This is a genomic window from Capnocytophaga cynodegmi DSM 19736, assembly GCF_000379185.1.
GTDB classification, from domain to species: Bacteria; Bacteroidota; Bacteroidia; order Flavobacteriales; family Flavobacteriaceae; genus Capnocytophaga; species Capnocytophaga cynodegmi.
The window spans coordinates 1-25390 of sequence record NZ_KB900738.1 but is presented as its reverse complement, the minus strand read 5'-3'; the positions used below and the strand labels follow the sequence as shown (position 1 = coordinate 25390).

17 protein-coding genes are annotated in these 25390 nt (G+C 33.7%); 9 read left to right on the top strand and 8 right to left on the bottom strand.

What is annotated here, in order from left to right; translation table 11 throughout:
• Positions 1-7: 7 nt before the first annotated feature.
• Genes trpB through YW9_RS0111180 form a run of 6 tightly spaced genes read right to left on the bottom strand, consistent with a single transcriptional unit; the run spans position 8 to position 5637 of the window.
• A complete protein-coding gene (gene trpB / locus YW9_RS0111205) occupies positions 8-1192 on the bottom strand; it encodes a tryptophan synthase subunit beta (protein WP_018280264.1) in 1185 nt (394 codons plus the stop codon).
• Between the two features lie 9 nt (positions 1193-1201).
• Complete coding sequence (locus YW9_RS0111200; RefSeq protein ID WP_018280263.1) at positions 1202-1843, bottom strand: phosphoribosylanthranilate isomerase; 642 nt, start codon at positions 1841-1843, stop codon at positions 1202-1204.
• A complete protein-coding gene (trpC, locus tag YW9_RS0111195) occupies positions 1840-2616 on the bottom strand; it encodes an indole-3-glycerol phosphate synthase TrpC (protein ID WP_018280262.1) in 777 nt (258 codons plus the stop codon). Before trpC ends, YW9_RS0111200 begins: the two co-directional genes overlap by 4 nt.
• A gap of 11 nt (positions 2617-2627) precedes the next feature.
• Complete coding sequence (gene trpD, locus YW9_RS0111190; RefSeq protein ID WP_018280261.1) at positions 2628-3614, bottom strand: anthranilate phosphoribosyltransferase; 987 nt, start codon at positions 3612-3614, stop codon at positions 2628-2630.
• Between the two features lie 15 nt (positions 3615-3629).
• Positions 3630-4196: an anthranilate synthase component II gene (locus tag YW9_RS0111185; protein ID WP_018280260.1), complete on the bottom strand. Its 567-nt coding sequence runs from the start codon at positions 4194-4196 to the stop codon at positions 3630-3632.
• Positions 4197-4218: 22 nt separating this feature from the next.
• Positions 4219-5637 (bottom strand): anthranilate synthase component I family protein, encoded by a 1419-nt coding sequence (locus tag YW9_RS0111180; RefSeq protein WP_018280259.1) that lies wholly within the window; start codon positions 5635-5637, stop codon positions 4219-4221.
• Between the two features lie 411 nt (positions 5638-6048).
• Between YW9_RS0111180 and htpG the strand changes: the two genes are divergently transcribed.
• From htpG to dusB, 5 genes are all read left to right on the top strand, one after another.
• Positions 6049-7932, top strand: a complete 1884-nt coding sequence (gene htpG, locus YW9_RS0111170; RefSeq protein WP_018280257.1) for a molecular chaperone HtpG — start codon at positions 6049-6051, stop codon at positions 7930-7932.
• Positions 7933-8176: 244 nt separating this feature from the next.
• A complete protein-coding gene (locus YW9_RS13185; protein ID WP_018280256.1) occupies positions 8177-10246 on the top strand; it encodes a TlpA family protein disulfide reductase in 2070 nt (689 codons plus the stop codon).
• 226 nt (positions 10247-10472) lie between these two features.
• Positions 10473-10940: a hypothetical protein gene (locus YW9_RS0111160; RefSeq protein ID WP_018280255.1), complete on the top strand. Its 468-nt coding sequence runs from the start codon at positions 10473-10475 to the stop codon at positions 10938-10940.
• Positions 10941-11411: 471 nt separating this feature from the next.
• Entirely contained in the window at positions 11412-14201 is a 2790-nt protein-coding gene (gene polA / locus YW9_RS12870) for a DNA polymerase I (protein ID WP_040354200.1), read from the top strand.
• Between the two features lie 120 nt (positions 14202-14321).
• The gene (gene dusB, locus YW9_RS0111135) at positions 14322-15296 is read left to right on the top strand and encodes a tRNA dihydrouridine synthase DusB (protein WP_018280251.1); all 975 of its coding nucleotides are present in this window, start codon (positions 14322-14324) and stop codon (positions 15294-15296) included.
• An 84-nt stretch (positions 15297-15380) separates the two neighbouring features.
• On the opposite strand, the gene YW9_RS0111130 is transcribed toward dusB, so the two are convergent.
• Positions 15381-16202, bottom strand: a complete 822-nt coding sequence (locus YW9_RS0111130; RefSeq protein ID WP_018280250.1) for a universal stress protein — start codon at positions 16200-16202, stop codon at positions 15381-15383.
• Positions 16203-16486: 284 nt separating this feature from the next.
• On the opposite strand from YW9_RS0111130, the gene rimP reads away from it, so the two are divergent.
• The 3 genes from rimP to infB all read left to right on the top strand — a co-directional run bounded on the left by rimP (position 16487) and on the right by infB (position 21171).
• On the top strand, positions 16487-16954 hold the full coding sequence (gene rimP / locus YW9_RS0111125) for a ribosome assembly cofactor RimP (protein ID WP_018280249.1): 468 nt from the start codon (positions 16487-16489) through the stop codon (positions 16952-16954).
• Between the two features lie 11 nt (positions 16955-16965).
• The gene (gene nusA, locus YW9_RS0111120) at positions 16966-18201 is read left to right on the top strand and encodes a transcription termination factor NusA (protein ID WP_018280248.1); all 1236 of its coding nucleotides are present in this window, start codon (positions 16966-16968) and stop codon (positions 18199-18201) included.
• Positions 18202-18315: 114 nt separating this feature from the next.
• Positions 18316-21171, top strand: coding sequence for a translation initiation factor IF-2 (gene infB / locus YW9_RS0111110; RefSeq protein WP_018280246.1), 2856 nt, complete (start codon positions 18316-18318; stop codon positions 21169-21171).
• A gap of 71 nt (positions 21172-21242) precedes the next feature.
• Here infB and pbpC read toward each other — a convergent pair whose 3' ends face one another.
• Positions 21243-23690 (bottom strand): penicillin-binding protein 1C, encoded by a 2448-nt coding sequence (gene pbpC / locus YW9_RS0111105; RefSeq protein WP_018280245.1) that lies wholly within the window; start codon positions 23688-23690, stop codon positions 21243-21245.
• Positions 23691-23754: 64 nt separating this feature from the next.
• Between pbpC and purB the strand changes: the two genes are divergently transcribed.
• On the top strand, positions 23755-25089 hold the full coding sequence (gene purB / locus YW9_RS0111100) for an adenylosuccinate lyase (RefSeq protein WP_018280244.1): 1335 nt from the start codon (positions 23755-23757) through the stop codon (positions 25087-25089).
• Positions 25090-25390: the final 301 nt, after the last annotated feature.

The following is a 25390-nucleotide window of genomic DNA, read 5'->3' as shown; positions in this document are numbered from 1 at the left end:
TAAATATTTAAAAATCTACGTTTTTAGAATAAATTTCGATGTCCTTATCGCCTCTTCCGCTAAGCGTTATAACCACAACATCGTCTTTTTTGAATTTCTTTTTTGATAAAACAGCAAGTGCGTGTGAACTTTCCAAAGCAGGAATGATTCCTTCCATTTGGGTAATTTCGAATGCTGATTTTAAGGCTTCTTCATCGGTAATACTCAAAAATTCGGCTCTTTTTTGTTTGAAGAGATTGGCGTGAAAAGGTCCTATACCTGGGTAGTCTAGTCCAGCGGAAATTGAGTGAGGTTCAATTACTTGCCCATCATTATCTTGCATTACAAGGCTTTGACTTCCGTGTAAAATTCCTAACGAACCAAGCTGAGTTGTAGCAGCTGATTTGCCAGACTCCAATCCTAACCCAGCGGCCTCAGTAGCAATAATTTTTACATTTGGCTCATTTACAAAATGATAGAACGACCCAGCAGCATTGCTTCCACCTCCTACACAGGCAATTATATAATCGGGATTTTCTCTACCAATTTTGGCTTTCAACTGAAGTTTTATTTCTTGTGAAATAACGGATTGAAACCGAGCAACCATATCTGGAAAAGGATGAGGACCTACGGCACTTCCAATAATGTAATGTGTTGGTGTTGGGTTATTTATCCAATCTCTAAGGGCTTCATTAACAGCGTCTTTTAGTGTTTTTGAACCTGATGTTACGGAGCGAACTTCTGCACCAAGCATTTTCATTCGTGCTACATTTAATGCTTGTCGTTTTATGTCTGTTTCTCCCATATAAACGATGCATTCTAATCCTAAAAGAGCTGTAACTGTGGCTGTTGCTACTCCGTGCTGCCCAGCCCCTGTTTCGGCAATGATACGATTTTTTCCCAGTTTTTTTGCTAAAAGAGCTTGTCCTAAAGCGTTGTTGATTTTATGAGCTCCTGTATGGTTGAGGTCTTCTCTTTTAAGATAAATTTGAGTTTGATACTTTTTACTGAGATTTTCAGCAAAATACAGTGGTGTTTCGCGACCAACATAATCCTTTAAAAGTTGGTTGAACTCTTTATTAAATTCTTTACTTTCAATAATTTCCAAATATTTATTTTCTAATTCTTCCACATTCGGATGGAGCATTTCGGGGATAAAAGCTCCTCCAAAATCTCCGTAATAGCCGTATTTATCGGGGTTTTTAAAGTCCATAAGTTCAATTTATTTTAGCTTGTTGAAGTTGTCTATGTAATGTTTTATTTGCTTTATCTTTGTTAAATCTTTTATTCCTGCTTCACTTTCAAATTTAGAGTTTATATCCAATGAAAAAGGTTTTGTAGTTATTTTTTCTATATTTTTAATGTTTCCTAAAGAAATTCCTCCGCTTAAGAAAAAAGGTAAAGGAATTTCAATGTTGCCAAGCCATTGCCAAGGAAAAGTTTTTCCTGTTCCGCCGTAACTCTTGCTATCCGTGTCAAAAAGTAAAAAATTGATTTCATCAATATTTTCAGGAATTTTTATTCCTGCACTATTAACTCGTACAACCTTTATGATTTTTATTTCAGGATTTAATTTCTTGCGTAAATTTTCTACGAAATTTGGAGTTTCATCGCCGTGGAGCTGTACAAAGTTAAGCGATGATTTTTCCGAAATTTCTAAAACTTTTTCTAAACTCTCATTAACAAAAACTCCGACTTTTCCTGTATGCTCAAAATTTCTTAATTTGTTTAAAGATAGTTTTTTAAGTGCAAATCTGGGAGACTTTTCATAGAAAATAAATCCTAAAAAATTGATGTTTAAGGCTATCAAATCTTCGATTTGATTTTCGAGAGTAAGTCCGCAAACCTTTAGTTTTAAGCTCATTTTGTGTTCTTTACAAAGTTTTCGAATGCCTTTTCAGGACTTTGATTTCTCATAAAATATTCTCCCATCAAAAAAGCATCGAAGCTTTTGTTTCTGAGGAATTTAAAGTCTTCTTCAGAATAGATGCCACTCTCAGCAACTGAAAGTTTATCCTTTGGTAAACTATTTTTTAAAATGACTGAATGTTGCAAATCTACCTTAAAATCTTTTAAATTTCTGTTGTTAATACCGACAATGTCAATATTTTGATTTATATGTTTCAATTCATATTCGTTGTGTATTTCAAGTAAAACTTCAAGATTTAATTCCTTGGCTATGTGTGTAAACTCCTGTGTTTGAGAAGTTGACAAACAAGAAGCTATTAATAAAACCACATCAGCTCCCATTGCTTTAGCTTCATAAAATTGATATTCATCTATCATAAAATCTTTGCGAAGAATGGGCAGTTTAATGCTTTTTCTGACCTGTAAAATATCTTCCGAATTACCACCAAAAAAGTTTTTATCAGTAAGAATTGAAACACCACTGGCTCCAAATTTTTCGTATGCCAAACACACATTTTGCACACTGGAAACGTTATTTATGATGCCTTTACTGGGCGATTTTCGCTTAAATTCGGCTATAATTCCTGTCCGTTGTTGTATGCTTTGTTTTAATGAGAAACTCTCTCTTTCATAAAATTCCGAATTTTTTAGTTCCTGAATTGATATACGCTTTTTCGAAATAGAAACTTCCTCTTTTTTGTACTGAATTATTTTGTCTAAAATATTCATTTTAGTTGATTTTAATTTATTAGAGCATTCAAAACATTCAAAGCTTTTTTACTTTCCAAACTCTCTTTCGCCATTTCAATACAATTTGAATACGAACCGAACTTTTCGGTTGAAAAAAGAGCCATTGCTGCATTTGCTATCACTACAGAATTTTGTTCTTTCGTTCCTTTTCCGTTCAAAATATTCATAAAAATTTTGGCGGATTCTTCTTGACTTCCGCCTGAATACAAGCTTTCTTGTGATATGTTTTCAAATCCAAGTTCTGAGGCTGAAAAAATCTTCTCACCATTTTTATTAATAATTTTTGTTTCATTCGTTAATGAAATTTCATCATATCCGTCAAGGCTATTTACAATGGTGAAAAAAATATTTTGTCTTTGCAGGATATACTGATAAAGCCTTGCTATTTCGAGATTCGCAACACCTATGAGGGAAAAATTAACGTTGGCAGGGTTCACCAAAGGTCCTAAGAAGTTGAAAAAAGTCTTTATTCCTAAGTTTTTACGAAGTGCGGAAACGCTTTTTAGAGCTGGGTGAAAAAGTGGAGCGTGTAGAAAACAAATGTTAGCTTTCTCTAAATCTTCTTGTAATTCTGATGAGTTGTTCTTAAAGCGATAGCCAATTTTTTCCAATACGTTAGAAGAACCACTAACAGATGAGGCTCCGTAATTTCCTTGTTTAGCAACCTTTTGCCCAGCTCCAGCCACTACAAAACTCGCTAACGTTGAAATATTAAATGTATCTTTTCCGTCACCTCCTGTTCCTACAATATCAATCAAATCAGTAGTTTGTAAATCTACAGGAAGAGCCAGTTCTAAAAGAGCTTCACGAAATCCTTCCATTTCATCAATTGTGATGTTTCGCATCAAAAAAACGGTAATGAAAGCCATAACTTCACTTTCATTGAATTTGTTTTCAGAAATTTCAAGCATTATCGACTTTGCTTCGGCTCGAGTAAGTGTTTGGTGATTAAATAAATATCCTAAAATTTGTTTCATAAAATTACCATATTATCAAATTTCCATAAAATTTTTTAAGATTTCTTTACCTTCAGGGGTAAGTATGCTCTCTGGGTGATACTGAACGGCGTGTAGGTTATAGATTTTATGTTTTAAGCTCATTATCATTCCTTTGTCATCTATGGAGGTGATTTCCAATTCATCGGGGAAATCCTCGGGATTTACAGCCCAAGAGTGATATCTGCCCACTTCAAGAGTTTTGGGTAGATTTTTAAAAATGTTGTGTTCTTTAATTTGATGTGATTCTGTTGCAACCCCGTGATAAGTTTCTGAAAGATTTATGAGGCTTCCGCCAAAGGCTTCGGCAATTGCTTGTTGCCCTAAGCAAACGCCAAAGATGGGTTTGGTAGGTGCGTAAGTTTTTATTAAATCCAACAGAATACCTGCTTCCTGTGGAATGCCTGGTCCTGGAGAGAGAATAATTTTGTCGTATTTTGCTATTTCTTCCAATGAAATTTGGTCATTTCTAACCACATCTATTTCTCCATCAGTAATTTGTTCCAATATTTGAACTAAATTATATGTAAAACTATCGTAATTATCAAAAACAAGGATTTTCATACGTTTTTCTATTTTGAAAAAATTAATATATTTTCTGTGCTAATTCAATGGCTTTCTTTAAGGCTTCAAGTTTGTTATTTACTTCCTGAAGTTCATTATGAGGTACTGATTTTGAAACAATTCCTGCTCCTGCCTGATAAAAAAGAGTATTTTCTTTACTCAAAAAAGTACGGATCATAATTGCCTGATTGCAACTACCATCGAAACCTACAAAACCGATACACCCAGAGTAGTAAGAACGAGATGTTTTCTCATATTGATTGATGAGTTCCATTGCCCGAAATTTGGGAGCTCCGCTGAGGGTTCCTTGAGGGAAAGTGCTGGAAATCATTTCGTAAGGATTCTGCTCCGATGAAACATCAGCGACAACTTCACTTACCATATGGATTACGTGTGAGAAAAAGTGAATTTCTTTGAGTTTTGAAACTCTTACGTTTTTTCCGTAGATGCTAAGGTCATTTCTTGCCAAATCGACCAACATAATATGCTCGGCATTCTCTTTAGGATCTTGTTTTAACCTTTCAGCTGCTTTTAAGTCGTTTTCGATGCTGTGAGTTCGTTTAAAAGTACCTGCAATTGGGTGAATTATAGCTTTTTTATCTTTTATAATAATCTGACTTTCAGGGCTTGATCCAATGAGTTTGTAGTCTCCATAATCAAAGAAAAATAAATAAGGAGAAGGATTGATGTTACGTAAGGCTCGATACACATTGAATTCATCTCCACGGAATTTCTGATGAAATCTTCTGCTCAAAACCAACTGAAAAACATCACCTCTTTTACAATGCATTTGTGCTTTTTCCACCATTTCCAAAAAGTCAGTATCGCTTAAATTGGATTTTTCTTCACCTACTTTTTCAAAAGGAAAGACAGGAGCATTCTTTTGATGAATAATGTTTTCAATAATTGAAACTTCTGAATTTAAACCTTTTATGATATTTTCTATTATAAAAAGTTCATCGTTATGATGATTAATTGCAATAACGTATTGATAAAGACGATAACGAAGCAACGGGATTTTATTTTCCTGTGATTGTTCCTTAAACTTTATTCCTTCAAAGAAAGGAATAGCATCGTATGATGTGTAACCGAAAAGTCCCTGTGCTGTTTTTCCGATGTCGTGATTGGGTTTTTCACATATAAAACTACTCGAAAAACCTTGTAATATATCGGTTAGTTTTTCGCCTTTAAGGCTTATTTTTTCAGCATTCTCATTTGAAAATTTTATTTCTGCTTCATTATAGTTGCGTATTTCAATTCCAGCAATAGCGTTGATAGCAATGAAGGAAAAATTGTTATCCTCTCCTTGTTTTCCTGCACTTTCTAAAAGAATTGTATCTCGAAATTGGTCACGAAGCCTAAGATAAATTCCCACAGGAGTAAATAAATCTCCCAACGCGGATTTCACAATGGTTTTTAAGTGTATTTTTCTTTCAAACATAATTTTTGTATAAAAAAAATGGCTTCAACAAATTAATGTCAAAGCCTATATTATTAAAAGTTTAATTTTCTTATGGAATTTAAAACAATAAGTAACCTTTCAAGACCTTGAACAAGATTTTGAAAGCCACCACCAATATGTATTGCTAAATAATTTCATCGGGGCAAATGTAAAAAAGATTTTTAAATATGCAAAAAAATACGCACAATCTAAAAAAATAAGTGAAGTAAATATGAAAACAAAACAACCTTCTTTCTGCTTTTTTGAAAGAAACTTATATTGATGATTACTGACAAATTGACATTTTTAAAACATTGGTATTTTTTTTGCCAAAGCAATTTTCGTAAGTCAAAAATCGTTTGATTTTTTGAGCTTTTTTAATCTTTTAATCATTAAATTATCTCATAAGAAATGAAAGGAAATATTAATGTTTCGGTGGAAAATATTTTTCCACTTATCAAGAAATTTTTATACAGCGACCACGAAATTTTCCTTCGGGAACTCATCTCTAACGCTACCGATGCTACGCTGAAATTAAAGCACTTAACCCAAATTGGCGAAGCAAAAGTAGAGTACGGAAATCCTATCATCGAAGTGAAGATTGATAAGGAAAATAAAACCTTACATATCATCGACCAAGGTATTGGGATGTCGGGTGAAGAGGTGGAAAAGTATATCAATCAGATTGCTTTTTCAGGAGCAGAAGAATTTTTAGAAAAATACAAAGATACTGCCAAAGATGCAGGTGTAATTGGGCATTTCGGGCTTGGGTTTTACTCTGCTTTTATGGTGGCAAACCAAGTGGAAATCATCACCAAATCGTACACTGATGCTCCTGCCGTAAAATGGACGTGTGATGGCTCTCCTGAATATACTCTTGAACCTGCCGAAAAGTCAGAAAGAGGTACGGAAATCATCTTACACATAGCCGAAGATTCTACCGAATTTTTGGAAGAACATCGCATTGAGGAATTGCTACGTAAGTACAACAAATTTATGCCAATTCCGATTAAATTTGGAACCAAACAAGAGCCACTTCCTCGTCCTGAAAATGCCGACGAAAATTACAAAACCGAATATCAAACCGTTGACAATATTGTAAATAACCCAAATCCGGCGTGGACAAAACAACCTGCCGATTTGCAAGACGAGGACTATAAAAACTTCTATCGTGAACTTTATCCGATGCAGTTTGACGACCCCTTGTTTCACATTCACCTAAATGTGGATTATCCGTTCAATTTAACGGGAATTTTGTATTTCCCAAAACTATCAATGGATATGCAAATCCAAAAAGACCGCATTCAGTTGTATCAAAATCAGGTTTTTGTAACAGATAATGTGGAGGGAATTGTTCCAGAATTTTTAACAATGCTTAAAGGAGTTATTGATTCGCCAGATATTCCGCTCAACGTGTCGCGTTCGTACTTACAAGCCGATGGCAATGTTAAAAAAATCGCAAATTATATTACCAGAAAGGTTTCCGACAAATTAAAATCGCTTTTCAATACAAATCGTGAGGATTTTCAATCAAAATGGAACGATATTAAGATTGTTTTGGAGTATGGAATGCTTTCCGAGCCGAAATTCTACGAAAAAGCAGGGGATTTTGTGCTTTATCCAACGGTAGATGACCAGTATTATACGCTTTCGGAGCTTAAAGAAGCCTTAAAAGACCAACAAACCGATAAAGATGGTAAATTAGTGGTGCTTTACGCTCAAAATAAAGAGGTACAACACGCTGCTATTGAACAGGCGAAAGAAAAAGGATACCAAGTGTTGCTTTTGGATTCGCCTATTGTGTCGCATTTAATTCAGAAGTTGGAATACGATAACGAAAACTTGACTTTTGCTCGAGTGGATTCGGCTCCAATTTCCAAACTGATTCAAAAAGAGGACACTACAATTTCTAAATTTTCGGAAGAAGAAAAAACATCGCTTAAAGAAAGCATCGAAAAAAGCATTTCGAGTGAAGGTTTTGTGGTGCAATTGGAAGATTTGGACAGCGATAGCACACCTTTTAGTATCAATCAGCCTGAATTTATGCGTCGTATGAAAGAAATGAGTGCTACGGGCGGTGGCGGAATGTTCGGAATGGGGAATTTCCCTGAAATGTATCATTTGGTGGTTAATACCAATTCGCCTTTGGCAACCTCGATACTAAATACAGCGGACGAAAACGAAAAACAAAGCCTCATCAAACAAGCTTTTGATTTAGCACGACTTTCGCAAGGACTTTTGAAAGGAAAAGAACTTACCGATTTTATCAAACGCAATTTTCAGGAATTGAAATAATGTTGTTTTTTCCATAACTACTGAAAAGCGATGCACAAAAATAGTGTATCGCTTTTCTTTTTTTGCCTTTGTGAAAATCAATAATAAACCAAAAACATCAAACTTTGAATTTTAAAGCTAAAATTTAGACTTCTATATCTATCTGATTAATAAAAAAATAACTACCTTTGAGCTTTGTATCAAAATTTTATAAAAACGAAAAGTAATTATTGTTCAATAGACTATCAACTAAACCATTAATTTTATGAAATTACTATCATCAATTTTTATCATTTTGTTTGCTTTTAACATTGCAAACACACAAGCTCAAAACAAAACTGTAGATGTACCTCCTTTTGGGTTTGCCAATACTAAAACGTTAGAAATCCGTAAAGTGAGTCTTTCCGAAAAAGAAACTTTACTTGAAGTTGATGCATTTTTTACTCCAGGTTATTGGATTAGAATTGCATCAGATACATATTTAAAAGCAGGAGACAAAAAATACAAAATCCGAAAAGGTGAAGGTATCGTATTGGATTCTCTTTTTTGGATGCCAAAGTCAGGAGAAGCTTCTTTCAAACTTGTTTTCGAACCTTTACCCTTAAAAACTGAAAAATTTGACTTTATAGAGGGTGATTGTAAAGATTGCTTTAAAATCTATGATATTGATTTGAGCAAAAAACAATCACATAAAATCAATATTCCCAAAGAATTTCAGCAAAAACATCAAGTTACGAAGAACTTTTCGGTAAAATGGCAAAAAGGGAAAGGTTTAATTAGTGGTAAAATCATAGGATATAAACCCGATTTAGGGGACGTTGTATTCATTTACCCAAATCCTATTACTGGTAATCGAGATAAAAATCTCGTAACCATTTCGGAAGATGGCACGTTCAAAATTAACACTACCATTTATAGTCCTACCTCACTTATATTACGTTCTGATTCATTTAATATTCCGTTAGTGGTTGCTCCTGATAAAGAATTAAAGGTACTTATTAATTTGCCTGAAATACAACGTAAACAAAGTCGTTTACAAAAAAATATAGTTTCAAAAGTAGAAGAAATTTATTTCTCTGGTTTTATGGCAGATATAAACAATGAAGTATATAAATTTTCACACAAAAGTAGTTACGATGAAAAAAAGATTGATTCTGTTGCCAATTTTGGAGTAGAAACACTTGAAAAATACTTAATAAACGAATATAAAAAAGCTATTCTTAAAAATAATAGTTTAAAAATAAACGCTCTATCAAAAAAGATTTTGAATCTACAACCTATTCACCATTTAGTGTATGATATTAATATGTCCTATGATTATGTGATAAAAGCATATGTCAAAAAACATAATATTTCATTCGAAGAAGCTGTTAAACAAATTTCTATCAAACCTAGAAAAGATGAATTTTATAATATTTATAAAGAAATTCCATATAACGATTATGATATTTTACTATCACCTGTTGTGAGTAATTTGATTCATAATTTATCATTATTTCGTAAGGTTTCAGGAGATATTTATACATTTATTGATTTTGTTTTAAAACACCCAAAAACCACTGAAGATGATAAAATTATACTTAAAGAATTTGTTGAATCGAAACAAAATGTAGAAGAATTTAAAAAGGCGAAAGAGTTGCAACAAGTATTTCTAAAAAATAAAGATTTACTTGAAGAATATAATAAAAAAAATCAGGGAACAACAGCTCTTGCAGAAATCTGGGGTACAGATAAGACTCTTTTATTAGACCTTATCAAAGCTCGAAATATTGCTAATCAGTTTTCAGATTACAAGCCTCTTACCGAAGAAAATAAAGAAGAAATAAAATCATTCCCTATTGAAATTCAGCAAATTTTAATAGATGGAAATGATGAACTTTTGGCTCAAATTGAAGAAAATAAAAAGAAAACAGGTTTTACTGTGCTTAATGTTCCTCAAACCAGTGATGAGCAACTTTTGGTAGAAATGTTAAAGCCTTTTAAAGGCAAAGTAATTTTGATAGATATGTGGGCTACTTGGTGTAGACCTTGCTTGGCTGCCAACAAACAAATGGAGCCACTTAAAGCAGAGTTTGCCGATAAAGATGTGATATTCTTGTATTTAGCAGGAGAAAACTCACCGGAACAAACTTGGAAAAATATGATTTCAGACATCAAAGGGCAACATTATCGCATTAATAAAAATCAATGGGAGTACTTAGGAAAAACACTTAATATCAAAAGTTTACCTTCTTATGTGATTTTTGATAAAGAGGGCAATCATTTCTTTCAAAGTGTAGGCTTTCCAAATTTAAACACAATAAAAAATGAATTACTCAAAGCATTGGAAAAATAGAATTCTTTTTATTAACTTGGAACAATCAAGTTTGTAAAAGATTAGTTTTAAAAATTAGAATATTCTAAAAGTATTTATTTTGATTCCGAAAGCAATATTTTTGCTTTCGGAATCATTTTTACTTTTAACGAGATAATCCCCTAAAAGTTAAACATTTGCTAAAAAAGAATTTTGTATCAAAAAAATTAGTATCTTTCGGACAGAAATATTTAAAAATAAAAGAATTATGAGTAACCAAGTAAGTGCAAAGCTATCGGATTCCGATAAAGAACAAGTAAAAGCAAAATTGCAAGAAATTCAGCAATTATTACCTTTTTTGATTGCTCTTCCAGCCAATCAGAAAAGAGGAGGAGCTTCGATGGGGCAAAAAAGTGTGGAATTTGTAAATCTCGCTTTGCGTGGAGCAACTAATTTTCCGCAGTATTTGCTACAATCATTTGATAAGGAGGAATTTGCCAATGATGTAAAACTTATCGACCAGCTTTGGGATATTCGCATTTTGGTAGCATCACTCCTCGAAAACATTGATGATACCATACACGCAGCTTCTACCGATGTAATGCATACAGGTAATGAGGTATATACCTATCTGAAAACGGCTGCCAAAAAAGATGCTTCAGTTAAAAATTTAGTAGATGAAATGGCAAAGCGATATGAAAAGAAAAAAATAAAAACACAGCCTCCTGCTGAATAAAGAAAACTCTTAAAAATGAAAAACTTCAAGGAATTGTACTCTTCTTGAAGTTTTTTTAATTCTTGTGTGTGCTATTTTTTTGTTTGTGAAGAAAAACTATTTATTTTAAATACAATAATTTAGTTTCTTGAATCAATATTTTAGTTTCCTGAAGCAATATTTTAGTTTCTTGAAACAATATTTTAGTTTTCTGAGACAATAATTTAGCTTCTTGAGGCAATATTTTAGTTTTCTGAAACAATAATTTAGCTTCTTGAGGCAATATTTTAGTTTCTTAAAACAATAATTTAGCTTCCTGAAGTAAAAAAAATCTAAAAATTACGGATTTGTATTAATAATCAATCTGTTATTTGCTAATTTTTTGAAGTTTGAAATCTCCAATTCTGATTATTTTGATTATATTTGCCCAAAATGAAGGGAATAAAAAGTGATGTTTTGCTTTTCATTTTGCATTAAAAAACTTTGATTATTTTGAAAAAGAAACTTTTCCTTTTAGATGCGTATGCTTTGATATTCAGAGGATATTACGCTTTTATTAAAAATCCGAGAATTAATTCAAAAGGATTGAATACTTCGGCGATAATGGGTTTTATGAATTCACTTTTTGATGTGATAAAAAAAGAAAGACCTGACCATCTGGCTGTTGCCTTTGACAAAGGTGGAAGTGTGGCTCGTACGGAAATGTTCACGGATTACAAAGCTAATCGAGAGGAAACTCCCGAAGCTATTCGTATTGCAGTGCCTTACATTCACGAAATACTAAAGGCTTTGCACATTCCTATCATTGAAAAGGAAGGTTATGAAGCTGATGATATTATTGGTACACTTGCCAAAAAGGCTGAAAAGCAGAATTATTTGGTGTATATGGTTACTCCAGATAAAGATTATGCACAATTAGTTTCTGAAAATATTTTTGTTTATCGTCCTCCTCGTAATGGAAATGATGTTGAGATTTGGGGAGTGGAGCAGGTCAAAGAAAAGTTTGAAGTACAATCACCCGAGCAAGTAATTGATTTTCTTGGAATGATGGGCGATGCTGTTGATAATATTCCTGGACTTCCTGGAGTGGGTGAGAAGACAGCTAAAAAACTTCTGGCAGAGTTCGGAAGTATGGAAAATCTGTTAGCAAATACAGATAAGCTCAAAGGAAAGATGAAAGAAAACATCGAAAATAATGCTGAAAAAGGAATTTTGTCCAAAAAATTGGCAACTATTATGTTAGATGTTCCTGTTGAGTTTGATGAGGTTGATTTTGAACTTTCAAAACCTGACTTTGAGTCTGTCGCAAAACTTTTTGAAGAATTGGAATTCAGGCAATTGCTTCAGAATTTTATGCGTACGTACCAACCTCCTGAAATAGTGGTTCAAAAATCAAAATCAGTGGAAGGTCAAACAGATTTATTTGCAGTACAAGGTAATTTATTTGCAGAAAATCTATCTTCTGGTAAAAAAACTATTGAAGATACGCCTCATCATTATCAATTGGCGGATACAGCAATGGCTCGTAGGCTTTTACTTCAAAATTTATTGCAACAAGAAGCAGTTTGTTTTGATACAGAAACAACTAATCTTGAAAGTTTGAATGCTGAATTGGTTGGAATTGCTTTTTCGTGGCATAAAGGTAAAGGATATTACGTTCCGTTTCCTGAAAATAGGTCAGAAGCTTCTGAATTATTGCAAGAATTTCGTCCTTTTTTTGAAAAGGAGCAAATTACAAAGGTAGGGCAAAATCTAAAATACGATATAAAAGTATTGTACAATTATGGAATAGAGGTAAAAGGCGAATTGTTCGACACGATGGTAGCTCACTATCTCATTAATCCTGATATGCGTCACAATATGGACGTACTTTCTGAAACATATTTAGATTATACTCCCATTCCTATTGAAAAATTAATAGGAAAAAAAGGCAAGAATCAGCTTTCGATGCGTTCCGTATCTCTTGAAGACCAGAAAGAATACGCCGTTGAAGATGCCGATGTTACTTGGCAATTGAAAGAAATCTTTACAGAAGAACTCAAAAAGGTAAATGCAGATAAAATTTATCGTGAGTTAGAAGCTCCTTTGGTACAAGTACTTGCAAAAATGGAGTTGGAAGGAATTAATCTGGATACTTCTTTCTTAAAAGGGCTTTCGGAAAAATTAGATGAAGATATTATCGCTTACGAAAAAGAAATCTTAACAGCTGCAGGAGAAGATTTTAACTTGGCTTCTCCTAAGCAATTGGGCGAAATCTTATTCGAAAAACTTAAAATTGATAAAAAACCTAAAAAAACCAAAACAGGGCAATATGCAACATCGGAAGAAGTTCTCTCATACTTTGCCGATAAACACAAAATCGTAGCCGATATTTTGGAATGGAGGCAACTTCAAAAATTAAAATCAACTTACATTGATGCACTCCCCAATGAAGTAAATCCTAAAACAGGAAGAGTACACACAACCTATATGCAAACGGTTGCAGCCACTGGGCGTTTGAGCAGTAACAACCCAAATTTGCAAAATATTCCAATTCGTACAGAAAGAGGGCAACAAATACGTAAGGCGTTCATTCCTAAAGATGAAAATCACATTTTATTAGCAGCAGATTACTCACAAATTGAACTCAGAATCATTGCCTCATTAAGTGAAGAACAAAATATGATTCAAGCCTTTTTGAATAATGAGGATATTCATCGCTCAACAGCTGCTAAAGTCTTTAATGTTCCTATTGAAGAAGTTACACGCGAACAACGAAGCCACGCCAAAACAATAAATTTCGGAATTATTTATGGTGTATCAGCTTTTGGGCTTAGTAACCAAACCGACCTTTCACGTACAGAAAGTAAAGAACTCATAGAAACTTATTATGCTACATATCCTAACTTACGTAATTATATCAATAAGCAAATATTTTTTGCTCAACAAAATGGATATGTAGAAACTATCTTAGGAAGAAGACGTTATCTGCCAGATATTAATTCTCGAAATCAAGTAGTTAAAGGTGCAGCTGAACGAAATGCTATCAATGCTCCTATTCAGGGAAGTGCAGCCGATATTATAAAAATAGCAATGATTCGTGTTCAAAACCGATTGGAAAAAGAAGGCTTTAAAAGCAAAATGTTACTACAAGTACACGATGAATTAGTATTCGATGTGCCAAAAATAGAATTGGAAGAAGTAAAAAATGCTATTAAATACGAAATGGAAAACGCTTTCAAGCTTATTGTACCTTTAGTTGTGGATTTGGGCGTTGGAACAAACTGGCTTGAAGCACATTAATTGATTTTAGCGAACAAACAAATCGATTTTTTAGGGTAGGGGTTTAATAACATTTTGGATTTTCACTTAAATGCAATAGTTTTGCAGTCTTTTTTAAGGCATAGATATTTTAAATTGTAAATGGTTAAAATAGGAAACATAGATTTAGGAGAATTTCCGTTGTTACTTGCTCCGATGGAAGATGTGAGTGACCCTCCTTTTCGCAGATTATGCAAAATTCACGGAGCAGATATGCTTTTTAGTGAATTTATTTCTTCAGAAGGATTAATCCGAGATGCTATAAAGAGTAAACAAAAGCTGGATATATTTGATTATGAACGTCCCGTTGGAATTCAAATCTTTGGAGGTGATGAAGAAGCAATGGCTCTTTCTGCTAGAATCGTTGAGACTGTAAATCCTGATTTATTGGATATTAACTTTGGTTGTCCTGTAAAGAAAGTGGTTTCAAAAGGAGCAGGTGCAGGAGTTTTAAAAGATATCGACCTGATGGTAAGGCTTACTAAAGCGGTGGTTAATAGCACAAAATTACCTGTTACTGTTAAAACACGCTTGGGCTGGGACGAAAATTCAATAAATATTGACGAAGTAGCCGAAAGATTGCAAGATGTTGGCATTCAGGCGTTGTCTATTCACGCTCGTACACGTTCTCAGCTTTACAAAGGACATTCGGATTGGTCTCATATTGCACGAATTAAGGAAAATCCACGCATTAAAATTCCTATTTTTGGCAACGGAGATATTGATTCTCCTGAAAAAGCATTGGAATATAGGAATACATATGGCGTTGATGGTATAATGATAGGTAGGGCAGCAATTGGCTACCCTTGGATTTTCAATGAAATAAAACATTATTTTAAAACAGGAGAAAAATTACCATCTCCAACCATTTCGGATAGGGTGGAAGCTGTTAAAAATCACTTAACTTGGTCAGCAGAGTGGAAAGGAGAACGTCAAGGTGTGTTGGAAATGCGTCGCCATTATGCGAATTATTTTCGAGGAATTCCCAATTTCAAAGAATATCGGCAGAAGTTAGTTACTTTAGATGAGTTGCAACAAATTTTAGAAGTACTTGAGGAAATAAAAGATAAATTTTAAGGGTATAAAAAAACTTTGCCAAAGTCAATTTTTTTTATATTTTTCTTTGGCAAAGTTTGAAAATCACTAAATCTTTTGAAAAGATTACATTTTTATTGTAAGTACAGGCTTTGTTGCGTGGTTCACTAAATCACTACTGATACTTCCGTTAAAGAAATGAGCAATTCCTTTTCTTCCGCTTGGGAACATACAAATCAAATCAATATCGTTTTCTGCTACATAATTCAGAATTCCAGTTTCAATGCGAATATCATTGTAAACGTGTGTTTCAAATTCCTCAATATTTGAATTTTGACTTTCTAAGAATTCATTCATACGCTCTCTGATTTCTGAAGTTGTTAGGAATTGGTAAGGTGTATTGACAAAAACCAAATCAATTTTTGCATTGAAAAGTTCTGCAAATTTTACAGCTTTTTCAAATGGTTTCAAAAATCTTTTCGTGAAGTCACACGCAAACATAATATGCTTGATGTTAAGCTTTTCTTCAGGATTTTTGATTACAAGTACAGGAACACTTGCTGTTCGAATAACTTTCTCTGCATTCGACCCAATAAAAAGTTCCTTAGTACCTGATGCTCCATTTGAACCCATAAAAACTAGGTCAATTCCATACTTTTTAACAACATCCTCAACTGCGTCAGCCAAAGGTGCTGTTTCAATAAGGTCTTTAATTTCAATTTCTCCTCCTAATTCTTTTTTGATGCTGTCAAAACGTTGTTTTGATAAATTTAAAAAATACATCGCTTCAGGTATGGAGGAATGCTCTTGTGTTGCTAATCGGAAAGGCAGTTCAAGAGCGTGTAACAAGAATACTTCAGCTTTTTGGCGTTTTGCCAATTCAATCGCAACTTTCAAAGAAGCAATTGATTTTTCTGAAAAATCGGTGGTAACGAGAATCTTTTTCATGATTATTACTTTTAGAGTTAAATAATTAATTTTATACTATTTTGACATTCCTTATTCCATTGTTTATGAGTGTTATGAGTGGAATAATTTGAATACCATTAATTTTTGTTTTGAATTTTTATAGTTGATAAATTCAATGCCAATTAACTTTCCGTAAAGGTATGGAATAAAAACCATATGACAAAATAAATTTGTTTTTTTTCTTGATTTATTGAAAAAATTGTATCTTTGCCTCGTGGAATGGAGCATTGAGGGGACATAAAGTCCCCTCTTTTTATAGAAAAATGAATTTTAAAGATAAAGTTAAAGAACTTATAGACAGTGTTTTGTCTGAAAATCCGACACTATTTTTGATTGATTTATCAATTTCAAATGACAATGCAGTACGTATTGTCATCGACGGTGATCAAGGTGTGGGAATTGATGATTGTATAGCAATTAGTCGTGCGGTTGAACATAATTTAGATAGGGAAGAAGTTGATTTTTCTATTGAGGTAACTTCTTTCGGAGCTACTGAGCCTTTTCAGTTGGAGCGGCAATATCGCAAAAATATAGGCAGAAATGTAGAAGTTAAAACCACTGATGGGAAAAAGCACGAAGGACTACTTAAGAATGTAGAAGGAGGTAATATAACTCTTGAAACGGAAACGCGTGAACCCAAACCTGTAGGGAAAGGTAAAATAACCGTTAAAAGAGAGCATTTATTTGCTTTAAATGATATAAAAGAAACAAAAGTAATCATTAAATTTTAATTAAAATTATTATGGATAATCTTGAATTAATAGAGTCTTTTTCAGAGTTTAAAGATGACAAATTAATTAACCGTGAGACTTTAATGGCGATTTTGGAAGAAGTATTTCGTAATACTTTGAAAAAGAAATATGGTTCAGATGATAATTTTGACATAATTATTAATCCTGATAAAGGAGATTTACAGATATTCAGAAACCGAGTGGTTGTTGAAGATGGGGCTGTTGTGAATGAAAATCAGGAAATAGAATTAACAGAAGCACGAAAAATTGAGCCTGATTTTGAGGTAGGAGAAGATGTTTCTGAGGAAATAAAAATTGCAAGTTTAGGACGTAGAGCAATTTTGGCGTTACGTCAGAACTTGATATCCAAAATACACGAATACGATAGTACAACCATCTATCGCAGATTCAAAGATTTAATAGGACAAATATATACAGCTGAGGTTCATCATATTAGGCATCGTGCGATAATATTATTAGATGATGAAGGAAATGAAATTGTTTTACCAAAAGAAAAGCAAATTCCTTCTGATTTTTTCAAAAAGGGTGAACACGTTCGCGGTATTATTGAGTCTGTGGAACTTAAAGGGAATAAGCCTTCTATCATAATGTCAAGAACGTCGCCAGTGTTTTTGGAACGTTTGTTTGAACAGGAAATTCCCGAAGTTATGGACGGGTTAATTACGATTAGTAAAGTTGTTCGTATACCAGGAGATAAAGCAAAAGTTGCGGTAGATTCTTTTGATGATCGCATAGATGCTGTGGGAGCTTGCGTAGGTGTGCGTGGGTCGCGTATTCACGGAATTGTACGTGAGTTAGGAAACGAAAATATTGATGTAATTAACTATACTTCAAATGCTTCATTATTGATTGCTCGTGCATTGGCTCCTGCTAAGGTAAGTTCAGTCACAATTAATGAAGAAGAAAAACGAGCAGAAGTTTTCCTTCAAACAGAAGAAGTTTCAAAAGCAATTGGAAAATCTGGATACAATATTCGTTTAGCAAGTCAATTGACTGGTTATGAGATAGATGTGTATCGAGAAGGAATTAACGATGAAGATATTGAGCTTAGCGAGTTTGATGACGAAATTGAAGGTTGGATTATTGAAGAGTTCCAAAAAGCAGGGCTAGATACAGCAAAAAGTATTTTGGAATTAGAAGTTTCTGATTTGATGAAACGAACAGACCTTGAGGAAGAAACAATTCGTGAGGTTATTAAGGTTTTAGAAGAGGAATTTGAAGATTAATGATTATCTTTGCCGAAATTTTCGCTTTCGGTAGGGTTTTGAACGTTTGTGAGAACAAAAAAATTGAGGTTTACAAGGCTATAAGCTATTTGCTTGTGGCGAAATAAAAAATATATGAGTGAGGGAACTACAAGATTAAGTAAGGTTTTAAAGGAGTTTAACATTTCTTTGGATACGGCTGTTGATTATCTTAAGAAAGAAAAGGGGGTTGAAATTGAATCCAATCCCAATGTAAAGATTTCGGGAGAAGTTGTGAAACTTCTTTCTGATAAGTTTAATGCGGATAAAAATAAACGTGAAGCTTCAAAAGAAATTGTTGAAGATCAGCGTAAAGAGCGTGAAGCTATCCGTATTGAACAAGAAAAAGAAAATGAGAAAAAACGTAAGCAACAAGAACAAGAAGTTATTAGAGCTAAAGGAACTGTTGCAGGAATAAAAACTGTTGGCAAAATTGACCTTGAGCCTAAAAAGGAAGAAAAGCCAGTTGAAATTCCGACTGAAAAAGAAGAACCTACTCAACAAGTAGAGAAAAAAGATGTCGAAACCTTAGCTCAACCTGAGACTTCTCAACAAATTAAGGAATCAAAACCTGAATCTGTTGAAGAAAAAGCTCCAGTAGCAAAGGTAGAACCTATCGTAGAAAAAGTTAAAGAACAACAAAAGAAAAAAATAGAATTTCCCTCGAAAGACAAACCTCAAAAAGACAAACCTCAGAATCAGCAAGATATTTACAAGAAAGTAAAAGAAGTCCCCAAACAAAAGGTTGAAGAAAAAGAACCAGAGGAACCTGAAGTTCTTGAAACTCAATATCAGAAACTTACTGGTCCAAAATTGGTCGGAGAAAAAATTGACTTAAGCCAGTTCGAGAAAAAGAAGAAGAAAAAGAAAAAAGGAGGGAAGGAAAAGGAAAATACTAAACCTAATACAGAAACTCCAAAACAAGATGATAATGCTGAGAAACGCAAACGCAAACGCATTCGAAAAGATGAGCCAAGCGTTTCATCAGCTAACAATAACAAAAAGGACGGAAAAAATAAAAAAGCAAAAACTTTCACAAAGGTAGAACCTACTGAAGAGGAAGTTCAAAAGCAAGTCCGTGAAACTCTGGAAAAACTGCAAGGAAAAGCTGCTAAATCAAAAGGAGCTAAATATCGTAAGGAAAAGCGTGATTTACATCGTCAGAAAACAGAAACCGAGTTAGCACAATTAGAACAAGAAGAAAAAATACTCAAAGTAACGGAATTTGTTACTGTAAATGAGTTAGCTACAATGATGGATGTGCCAATTAATAGAGTAATTGGAGCGTGTATGTCATTGGGTATTATGGTTACAATGAATCAACGATTGGACGCAGAAACTCTAACAATCGTAGCAGATGAATTTGGTTTTGAAGTTGAGTTTGCGACCGCTGATATAGAAGAATCAATTCATATTGAAGAAGATAAAGAAGAGGACTTGGTGCCAAGAGCTCCTATAGTTACCGTTATGGGACACGTTGACCACGGAAAAACTTCATTGCTAGATTATATTCGTAAAGAAAATGTAATAGCAGGAGAAAGTGGAGGTATCACGCAACATATTGGAGCTTACAGAGTTAAATTAGAAAGTGGCGAAAGAATAACTTTCTTGGATACGCCTGGACACGAGGCTTTTACCGCAATGCGTGCACGTGGTACAAAAGTTACAGATATTGCCATTATTGTTGTAGCAGCCGACGATGATGTGATGCCACAAACAAAAGAGGCAATTAGCCACGCACAGGCAGCAGGCGTTCCTATTATATTTGCAATTAATAAGATAGATAAGCCTACTGCAAATCCAGAAAAAATTAAAGAGCGTTTGGCAGGAATGAACCTATTGGTGGAAGATTGGGGAGGAAAAATCCAATCACAAGATATTTCAGCAAAGCAAGGGATTGGTGTTCAGGAGCTTTTAGAAAAAGTACTTCTGGAGGCTGAATTGTTGGAGCTGAAAGCCAACCCGAACAAACGTGCTGTGGGGACTGTTGTTGAAGCATCGCTTGATAGAGGGCGAGGATATGTTTCAACAGTATTGGTTGAATCAGGAACGTTGAACATAGGTGATTATGTGTTAGCTGGGACAAACTCCGGAAAAATCCGTGCAATGCACGATGAGCGAGGCAAAAAAGTTAAAAGTGCTGGACCTTCAACTCCGATTTCTATTTTAGGATTGGACGGAGCTCCTCAGGCAGGAGATAAATTCTATGTATTTGAAGATGAGCGTGAAGCAAAACAAATTGTTGCCAAAAGGGCTCAGTTGCAACGTGAACAATCTGTACGTACACAACGTCATATCACTCTTGATGAAATCGGAAGACGTATCGCTTTAGGAGATTTCAAACAATTAAATATCATTTTAAAAGGAGACGTAGATGGTTCAGTAGAAGCTTTGACGGATTCTTTCCAAAAATTATCAACAGAAGAAATTCAGGTTTCTATAATTCATAAAGGAGTCGGAGCAATTACAGAATCAGATGTGTTGTTAGCGTCAGCCTCGGACGCGATTATTATTGGATTTAATGTTCGTCCGATGGCAAATGCACGAACCTTAGCAGATAAAGAGGAAATAGATATCCGTACGTATTCAATCATTTACGATGCTATTAATGATTTGAAAGACGCTATGGAAGGAATGCTTTCTCCTGTGTTTAAAGAAGAAGTTACAGGAACTGTCGAAATTCGTGAGTTGTTCAAAATTTCAAAAGTAGGGACTATTGCAGGATGTATGGTTACTGACGGAAAAATATTCCGAAATTCAAAAATACGAATTATCCGAGATGGTGTTGTAATCTATACTGGAGAGTTAGCATCATTAAAACGATTTAAAGATGATGTTAAAGAAGTTTCAAAAGGCTATGATTGTGGATTGCAAATTAAGAACTACAACGATATTAAAGAAGGTGATGTAGTTGAAGCTTTCCAAGAGGTGGCGGTTAAAAAGAAATTATAATATTTGTAAGTACAATAAAGAAACAGGAGTAGATTAATCTGCTCCTGTTTTTGTTTATTTTCGAACGAATATTACTGAATGATAATTTGTATTACTTTTTCTTCTCCTTTGGTATTAATGATTCGTAAAATGTTATCTCCTTTAGGAGCATATATGTTCATTTCGTGAAAAAGATTTGTTGTTCCTAAATAAGTTTCATTCAAATACCAAAAAACATTTCCTTTTTCAGAGGACACTGCTTTTGCTATGAAAGGTTGTAATTCTCCGCCAAAATTTTTAGTTGTGTAAATAATACTTTTGTGTTTTGGATAGACAAAGTCAAGCCTTTTAGAACCGCTTAATTCCAAGCAATCTTCTCGAAAAGGAGGAAGATTTCGATAATCAATATGGTTATTTTTGTAGTACCATTCCATAACTGGAGGGAGAATAAACCACGACTTTGAAATTATATTGTTTGAAGATTCGCAAGAAGTATTTACTTGAAATTTCTCGCTTTTGTCAAGATGAACGATTTTATGATATGGGCAAATAGTATGGTCATTGGTTGTAATTGTTGTGAGAACAGACTTTTTGGGGCATTCCTCTTTTGCTAAAAAACCCGAGGTTTCACATACTATAAGTTCTTCTAAATCATCATAAGGTTTTGAAAACCAAGAAGTAGAGGGTAATGAATTGAAAATTTCAAACATTACAGGTGCAGCATAGGAAGCTCCTGTGAGTGTGGGCCTTCCTTCTCCTGTAGCATTTCCCACCCAAACGGCGACTACAAATTCTGGAGTGACACCAATTGTCCAAGCATCTTTATTACCGAAACTTGTGCCTGTTTTCCAAGCAATTTTTCGAGAAGATTCATAGTATTTCCAAGCAATGTCCTGAGTAGGACGATTTACTTCTTTCATAGCTTCGAACATTTTCCAGATAGCACCCGCTTTAAAAATAGTAGGTTCAGAAATGAAACTTCCAAAAGTAGAAATATCTTCCGTTGAATTGTATTTTAATTCTTGAAACTCATCTGTTCTATATGCTTGTCTTTGGCTGAAAATAGTTAGTTCAGATGCTAAGTTAGTGTATGCACGAGCCAAGTCCCATAAATTGCTTTCTGCTCCACCTAAAATGATTGATAGCCCGTAATGGTCAGGGTGTTTTTTTATATCTGAAAGCTTCAATTTCCGAAGAATATCGTAAAATCGATAAATTCCAAATTTTTGCAATAGCCAAACAAATGGAATATTCAATGATTTTGCTAAAGCCATATCAGCCGAGACGGCTCCTTCAAAAGTATTGCTAAAGTTCTGGGGAGAATATCCTGAAATTTGAGTGGGAACATCGGGGATTAATTCCTGAGGTAGTAATTCTCCTTTGTCAAGCATTCCAGCATAAAGTATTGGTTTTAATATACTTCCTGTGCTTCTCGGAGCGTGAATAATATCTACATCTTTCTGATGATTTTCATCGGTAGGCGTATTTCCTACGTAAGATAGTACGTTGCGAGTTTTTACATCAACCACAATTGCAGCCATATTATGCACTTCGGATTGTGAATAATGTTTGTGATAATTTGCTACAATCTGATTTGTTTTTTCCTGAATAACAACTTTAATAGTTGAGCGAATACGTTGCCCTTGTTGTTTTTTTGCAACAAATTCTAAGAAATGTGGTGCTATTTGAGGCAATTTGTGTGGTTTCTGAGGAAGAGGTTCCAACAAAGCAAGTTCATAAGTTTCTTTGTCAAAAACTTTTTTGTCATACATTTTTTTAAGAAGATTATCTCGTTTTTTCTTCAAAGCTGTCTGATTTTTTCCAGGAAAAATTAGACTTGGAGCATTTGGAAGCACAGCCAATGTAGCACTTTGTCCCCACGACAATTGTTGAGGAGCAACTCCAAAATAACGCCAAGAAGCCATATCTAACCCAACAACATTTCCGCCAAATGGAGCGTGAGAGGCATAAAGAGACAAAATTCTGTCTTTCGAATATCTGAACTCTAAACGAGTTGCCAAAATCATTTCGGTAAGTTTTTCAAAATAGGTGCGTTTTTGATTTTCTCTGGAAAGGCGAATAACTTGCTGAGTGATAGTACTTCCTCCACGAATTATTTCACCTTTTTTAAGATTTTCAAATAAAGCTTTCCCAACAGAAATAGGATTTACTCCCCAATGATAATTAAAATATTCATCTTCAAAATGAATTAGAGAAGTTTTAAAACGATGAGGAATACTATCATTTTCTGGAAATCGCCATTGCCCATCTTCAGCAATTTTTGCTCCCAAAAGTTTTCCTTCAGAACTTTCCACAATTGTAGCGTAATTATTTGAAAATAAGTGTTTAGGGAGTGAATAGTAGTACCATATTAATAAGGCTGTAATTATCAGATATTTAATAGGATTAGATTTAATTTTTTTAAATTTCCAGAGAATAAAACGTTTAATATGATAAAAGATATTTTTCAATGTAAAAAAAAAATGAATTTTAAAGAAAGTATTCTGTTTTACTTTCACAAAGGTAGCGAAATAAATCATAAATCATAATTCGTAATTCATAAAAATTCCTATCTTTGTCCCTTACCGAAAACTATAAATAAAGATGTCATTACAAGCAATTTCTCCCATTGATGGACGTTATGCCGATAAAACAAAAGAATTAATACCATTTTTCTCGGAAGAAGCATTGATTAAATACCGAATTCTAGTAGAGGTGGAGTACTTTATTGCTCTTTGTGAATTGCCATTGCCTCAATTGAAAAATTTTCCAAAAAATATTTTTCCAAAACTTCGTGAATTGTATCAGAATTTTGATTCTACTTCAGCTGCCAAGGTTAAAGAAATTGAAAAGACGACGAATCACGACGTAAAAGCGGTCGAATATTTCATAAAAAATGCTTTTGATAAATTAAATATATCTGAATATAAGGAGTTTATACATTTTGGGCTTACATCACAAGATATTAATAATACAGCAATTCCGCTTTCTATCAAAGAAGCTATGGATAGAGTTTATTATGTTGATTTACAAAATATTATTGATAACTTAAAGTCTCTTTCATCTCAATGGAAAGATATTCCTTTGTTGGCACGTACACACGGGCAACCAGCTTCACCAACTCGTTTAGGCAAGGAAATTGAGGTTTTTGTAGTTCGAATAGAAGAACAATTGAAGCAACTCAAAAACATACCTTTTTCCGCAAAATTTGGAGGGGCAACAGGAAACTATAACGCTCATAACGTGGCATATCCGTCTGTAAACTGGAAAACTTTTGGTACAAAATTTGTTGAAAATACATTAGGATTGCACCATTCTTTTCCTACCACACAGATTGAACATTACGATAATTTGGCTTCTCTTTTTGATTCTTTAAAACGTATCAACACCATATTAATAGATTTCAATCGTGATATATGGACATATATTTCAATGGATTATTTTAAACAGAAGATAAAAGCAGGAGAAGTGGGGTCGTCAGCAATGCCACACAAAGTAAACCCGATTGACTTTGAGAATTCTGAAGGAAATTTAGGAATTGCGAATGCTATTTTTGAACATTTATCAGCAAAACTTCCTATTTCTCGTCTGCAACGCGACCTTACAGACAGCACCGTATTACGTAATATAGGGGTTCCATTTGGTCATACATTAATAGGATTGAAGTCTACATTGAAAGGAATAGGTAAATTGTTACTTAACGAAGAAAAGATTCGTTGGGATTTGGAGCAAAATTGGGCAGTAGTAGCAGAAGCTATTCAAACAATTCTTCGTAGAGAAGGCTATCCTAATCCGTATGAAGCTCTGAAAGGGCTGACTAGGACTAACGAAAAAATTAACCAACAGACTATAGCCTCATTTATTGAAACCTTGGAAGTTTCCGAAACAATTAAAAAAGAATTAAAAGCAATTGCTCCTGAAAATTATACAGGAATTTAGGACACACCATAGCAATGTACCATTATTATATGGTTTTGTTCAAGTAAGTAGAGTGTAGAATGTCGTAAATTGTTTTTTGAATAATATACTTAAATTATTTTTTCACTATAAACTATTGTTTTTCAGTATTTTATTTTGTTTGATAAAAAATATTTTAAAAAAATGGTTAAATATTTTGGATATATCATAAAAAGTACTACTTTTGCACCCGCTTTGAGAGAGTCATTAGTTAATAGGGATTAGTGATTAGTAATAAAGCAAAAAGTTCAAAAAAATATTTTTGAAAAAAAAGTTCAGAAAA

Coding starts and splice junctions, on each gene's coding strand:
- htpG (WP_018280257.1), top strand. CDS start 6,049: ATGAAAGGAAATATTAATGTTTCGGTGGAAAATATTTTTCCACTTATC.
- trpC (WP_018280262.1), bottom strand. CDS start 2,616: ATGAATATTTTAGACAAAATAATTCAGTACAAAAAAGAGGAAGTTTCT.
- YW9_RS0111200 (WP_018280263.1), bottom strand. CDS start 1,843: ATGAGCTTAAAACTAAAGGTTTGCGGACTTACTCTCGAAAATCAAATC.
- YW9_RS0111160 (WP_018280255.1), top strand. CDS start 10,473: ATGAGTAACCAAGTAAGTGCAAAGCTATCGGATTCCGATAAAGAACAA.
- trpB (WP_018280264.1), bottom strand. CDS start 1,192: ATGGACTTTAAAAACCCCGATAAATACGGCTATTACGGAGATTTTGGA.
- YW9_RS13185 (WP_018280256.1), top strand. CDS start 8,177: ATGAAATTACTATCATCAATTTTTATCATTTTGTTTGCTTTTAACATT.
- purB (WP_018280244.1), top strand. CDS start 23,755: ATGTCATTACAAGCAATTTCTCCCATTGATGGACGTTATGCCGATAAA.
- YW9_RS0111185 (WP_018280260.1), bottom strand. CDS start 4,196: ATGAAAATCCTTGTTTTTGATAATTACGATAGTTTTACATATAATTTA.
- pbpC (WP_018280245.1), bottom strand. CDS start 23,690: ATGATTTATTTCGCTACCTTTGTGAAAGTAAAACAGAATACTTTCTTT.
- YW9_RS0111130 (WP_018280250.1), bottom strand. CDS start 16,202: ATGAAAAAGATTCTCGTTACCACCGATTTTTCAGAAAAATCAATTGCT.
- nusA (WP_018280248.1), top strand. CDS start 16,966: ATGGATAATCTTGAATTAATAGAGTCTTTTTCAGAGTTTAAAGATGAC.
- rimP (WP_018280249.1), top strand. CDS start 16,487: ATGAATTTTAAAGATAAAGTTAAAGAACTTATAGACAGTGTTTTGTCT.
- infB (WP_018280246.1), top strand. CDS start 18,316: ATGAGTGAGGGAACTACAAGATTAAGTAAGGTTTTAAAGGAGTTTAAC.
- YW9_RS0111180 (WP_018280259.1), bottom strand. CDS start 5,637: ATGTTTGAAAGAAAAATACACTTAAAAACCATTGTGAAATCCGCGTTG.
- trpD (WP_018280261.1), bottom strand. CDS start 3,614: ATGAAACAAATTTTAGGATATTTATTTAATCACCAAACACTTACTCGA.
- dusB (WP_018280251.1), top strand. CDS start 14,322: ATGGTTAAAATAGGAAACATAGATTTAGGAGAATTTCCGTTGTTACTT.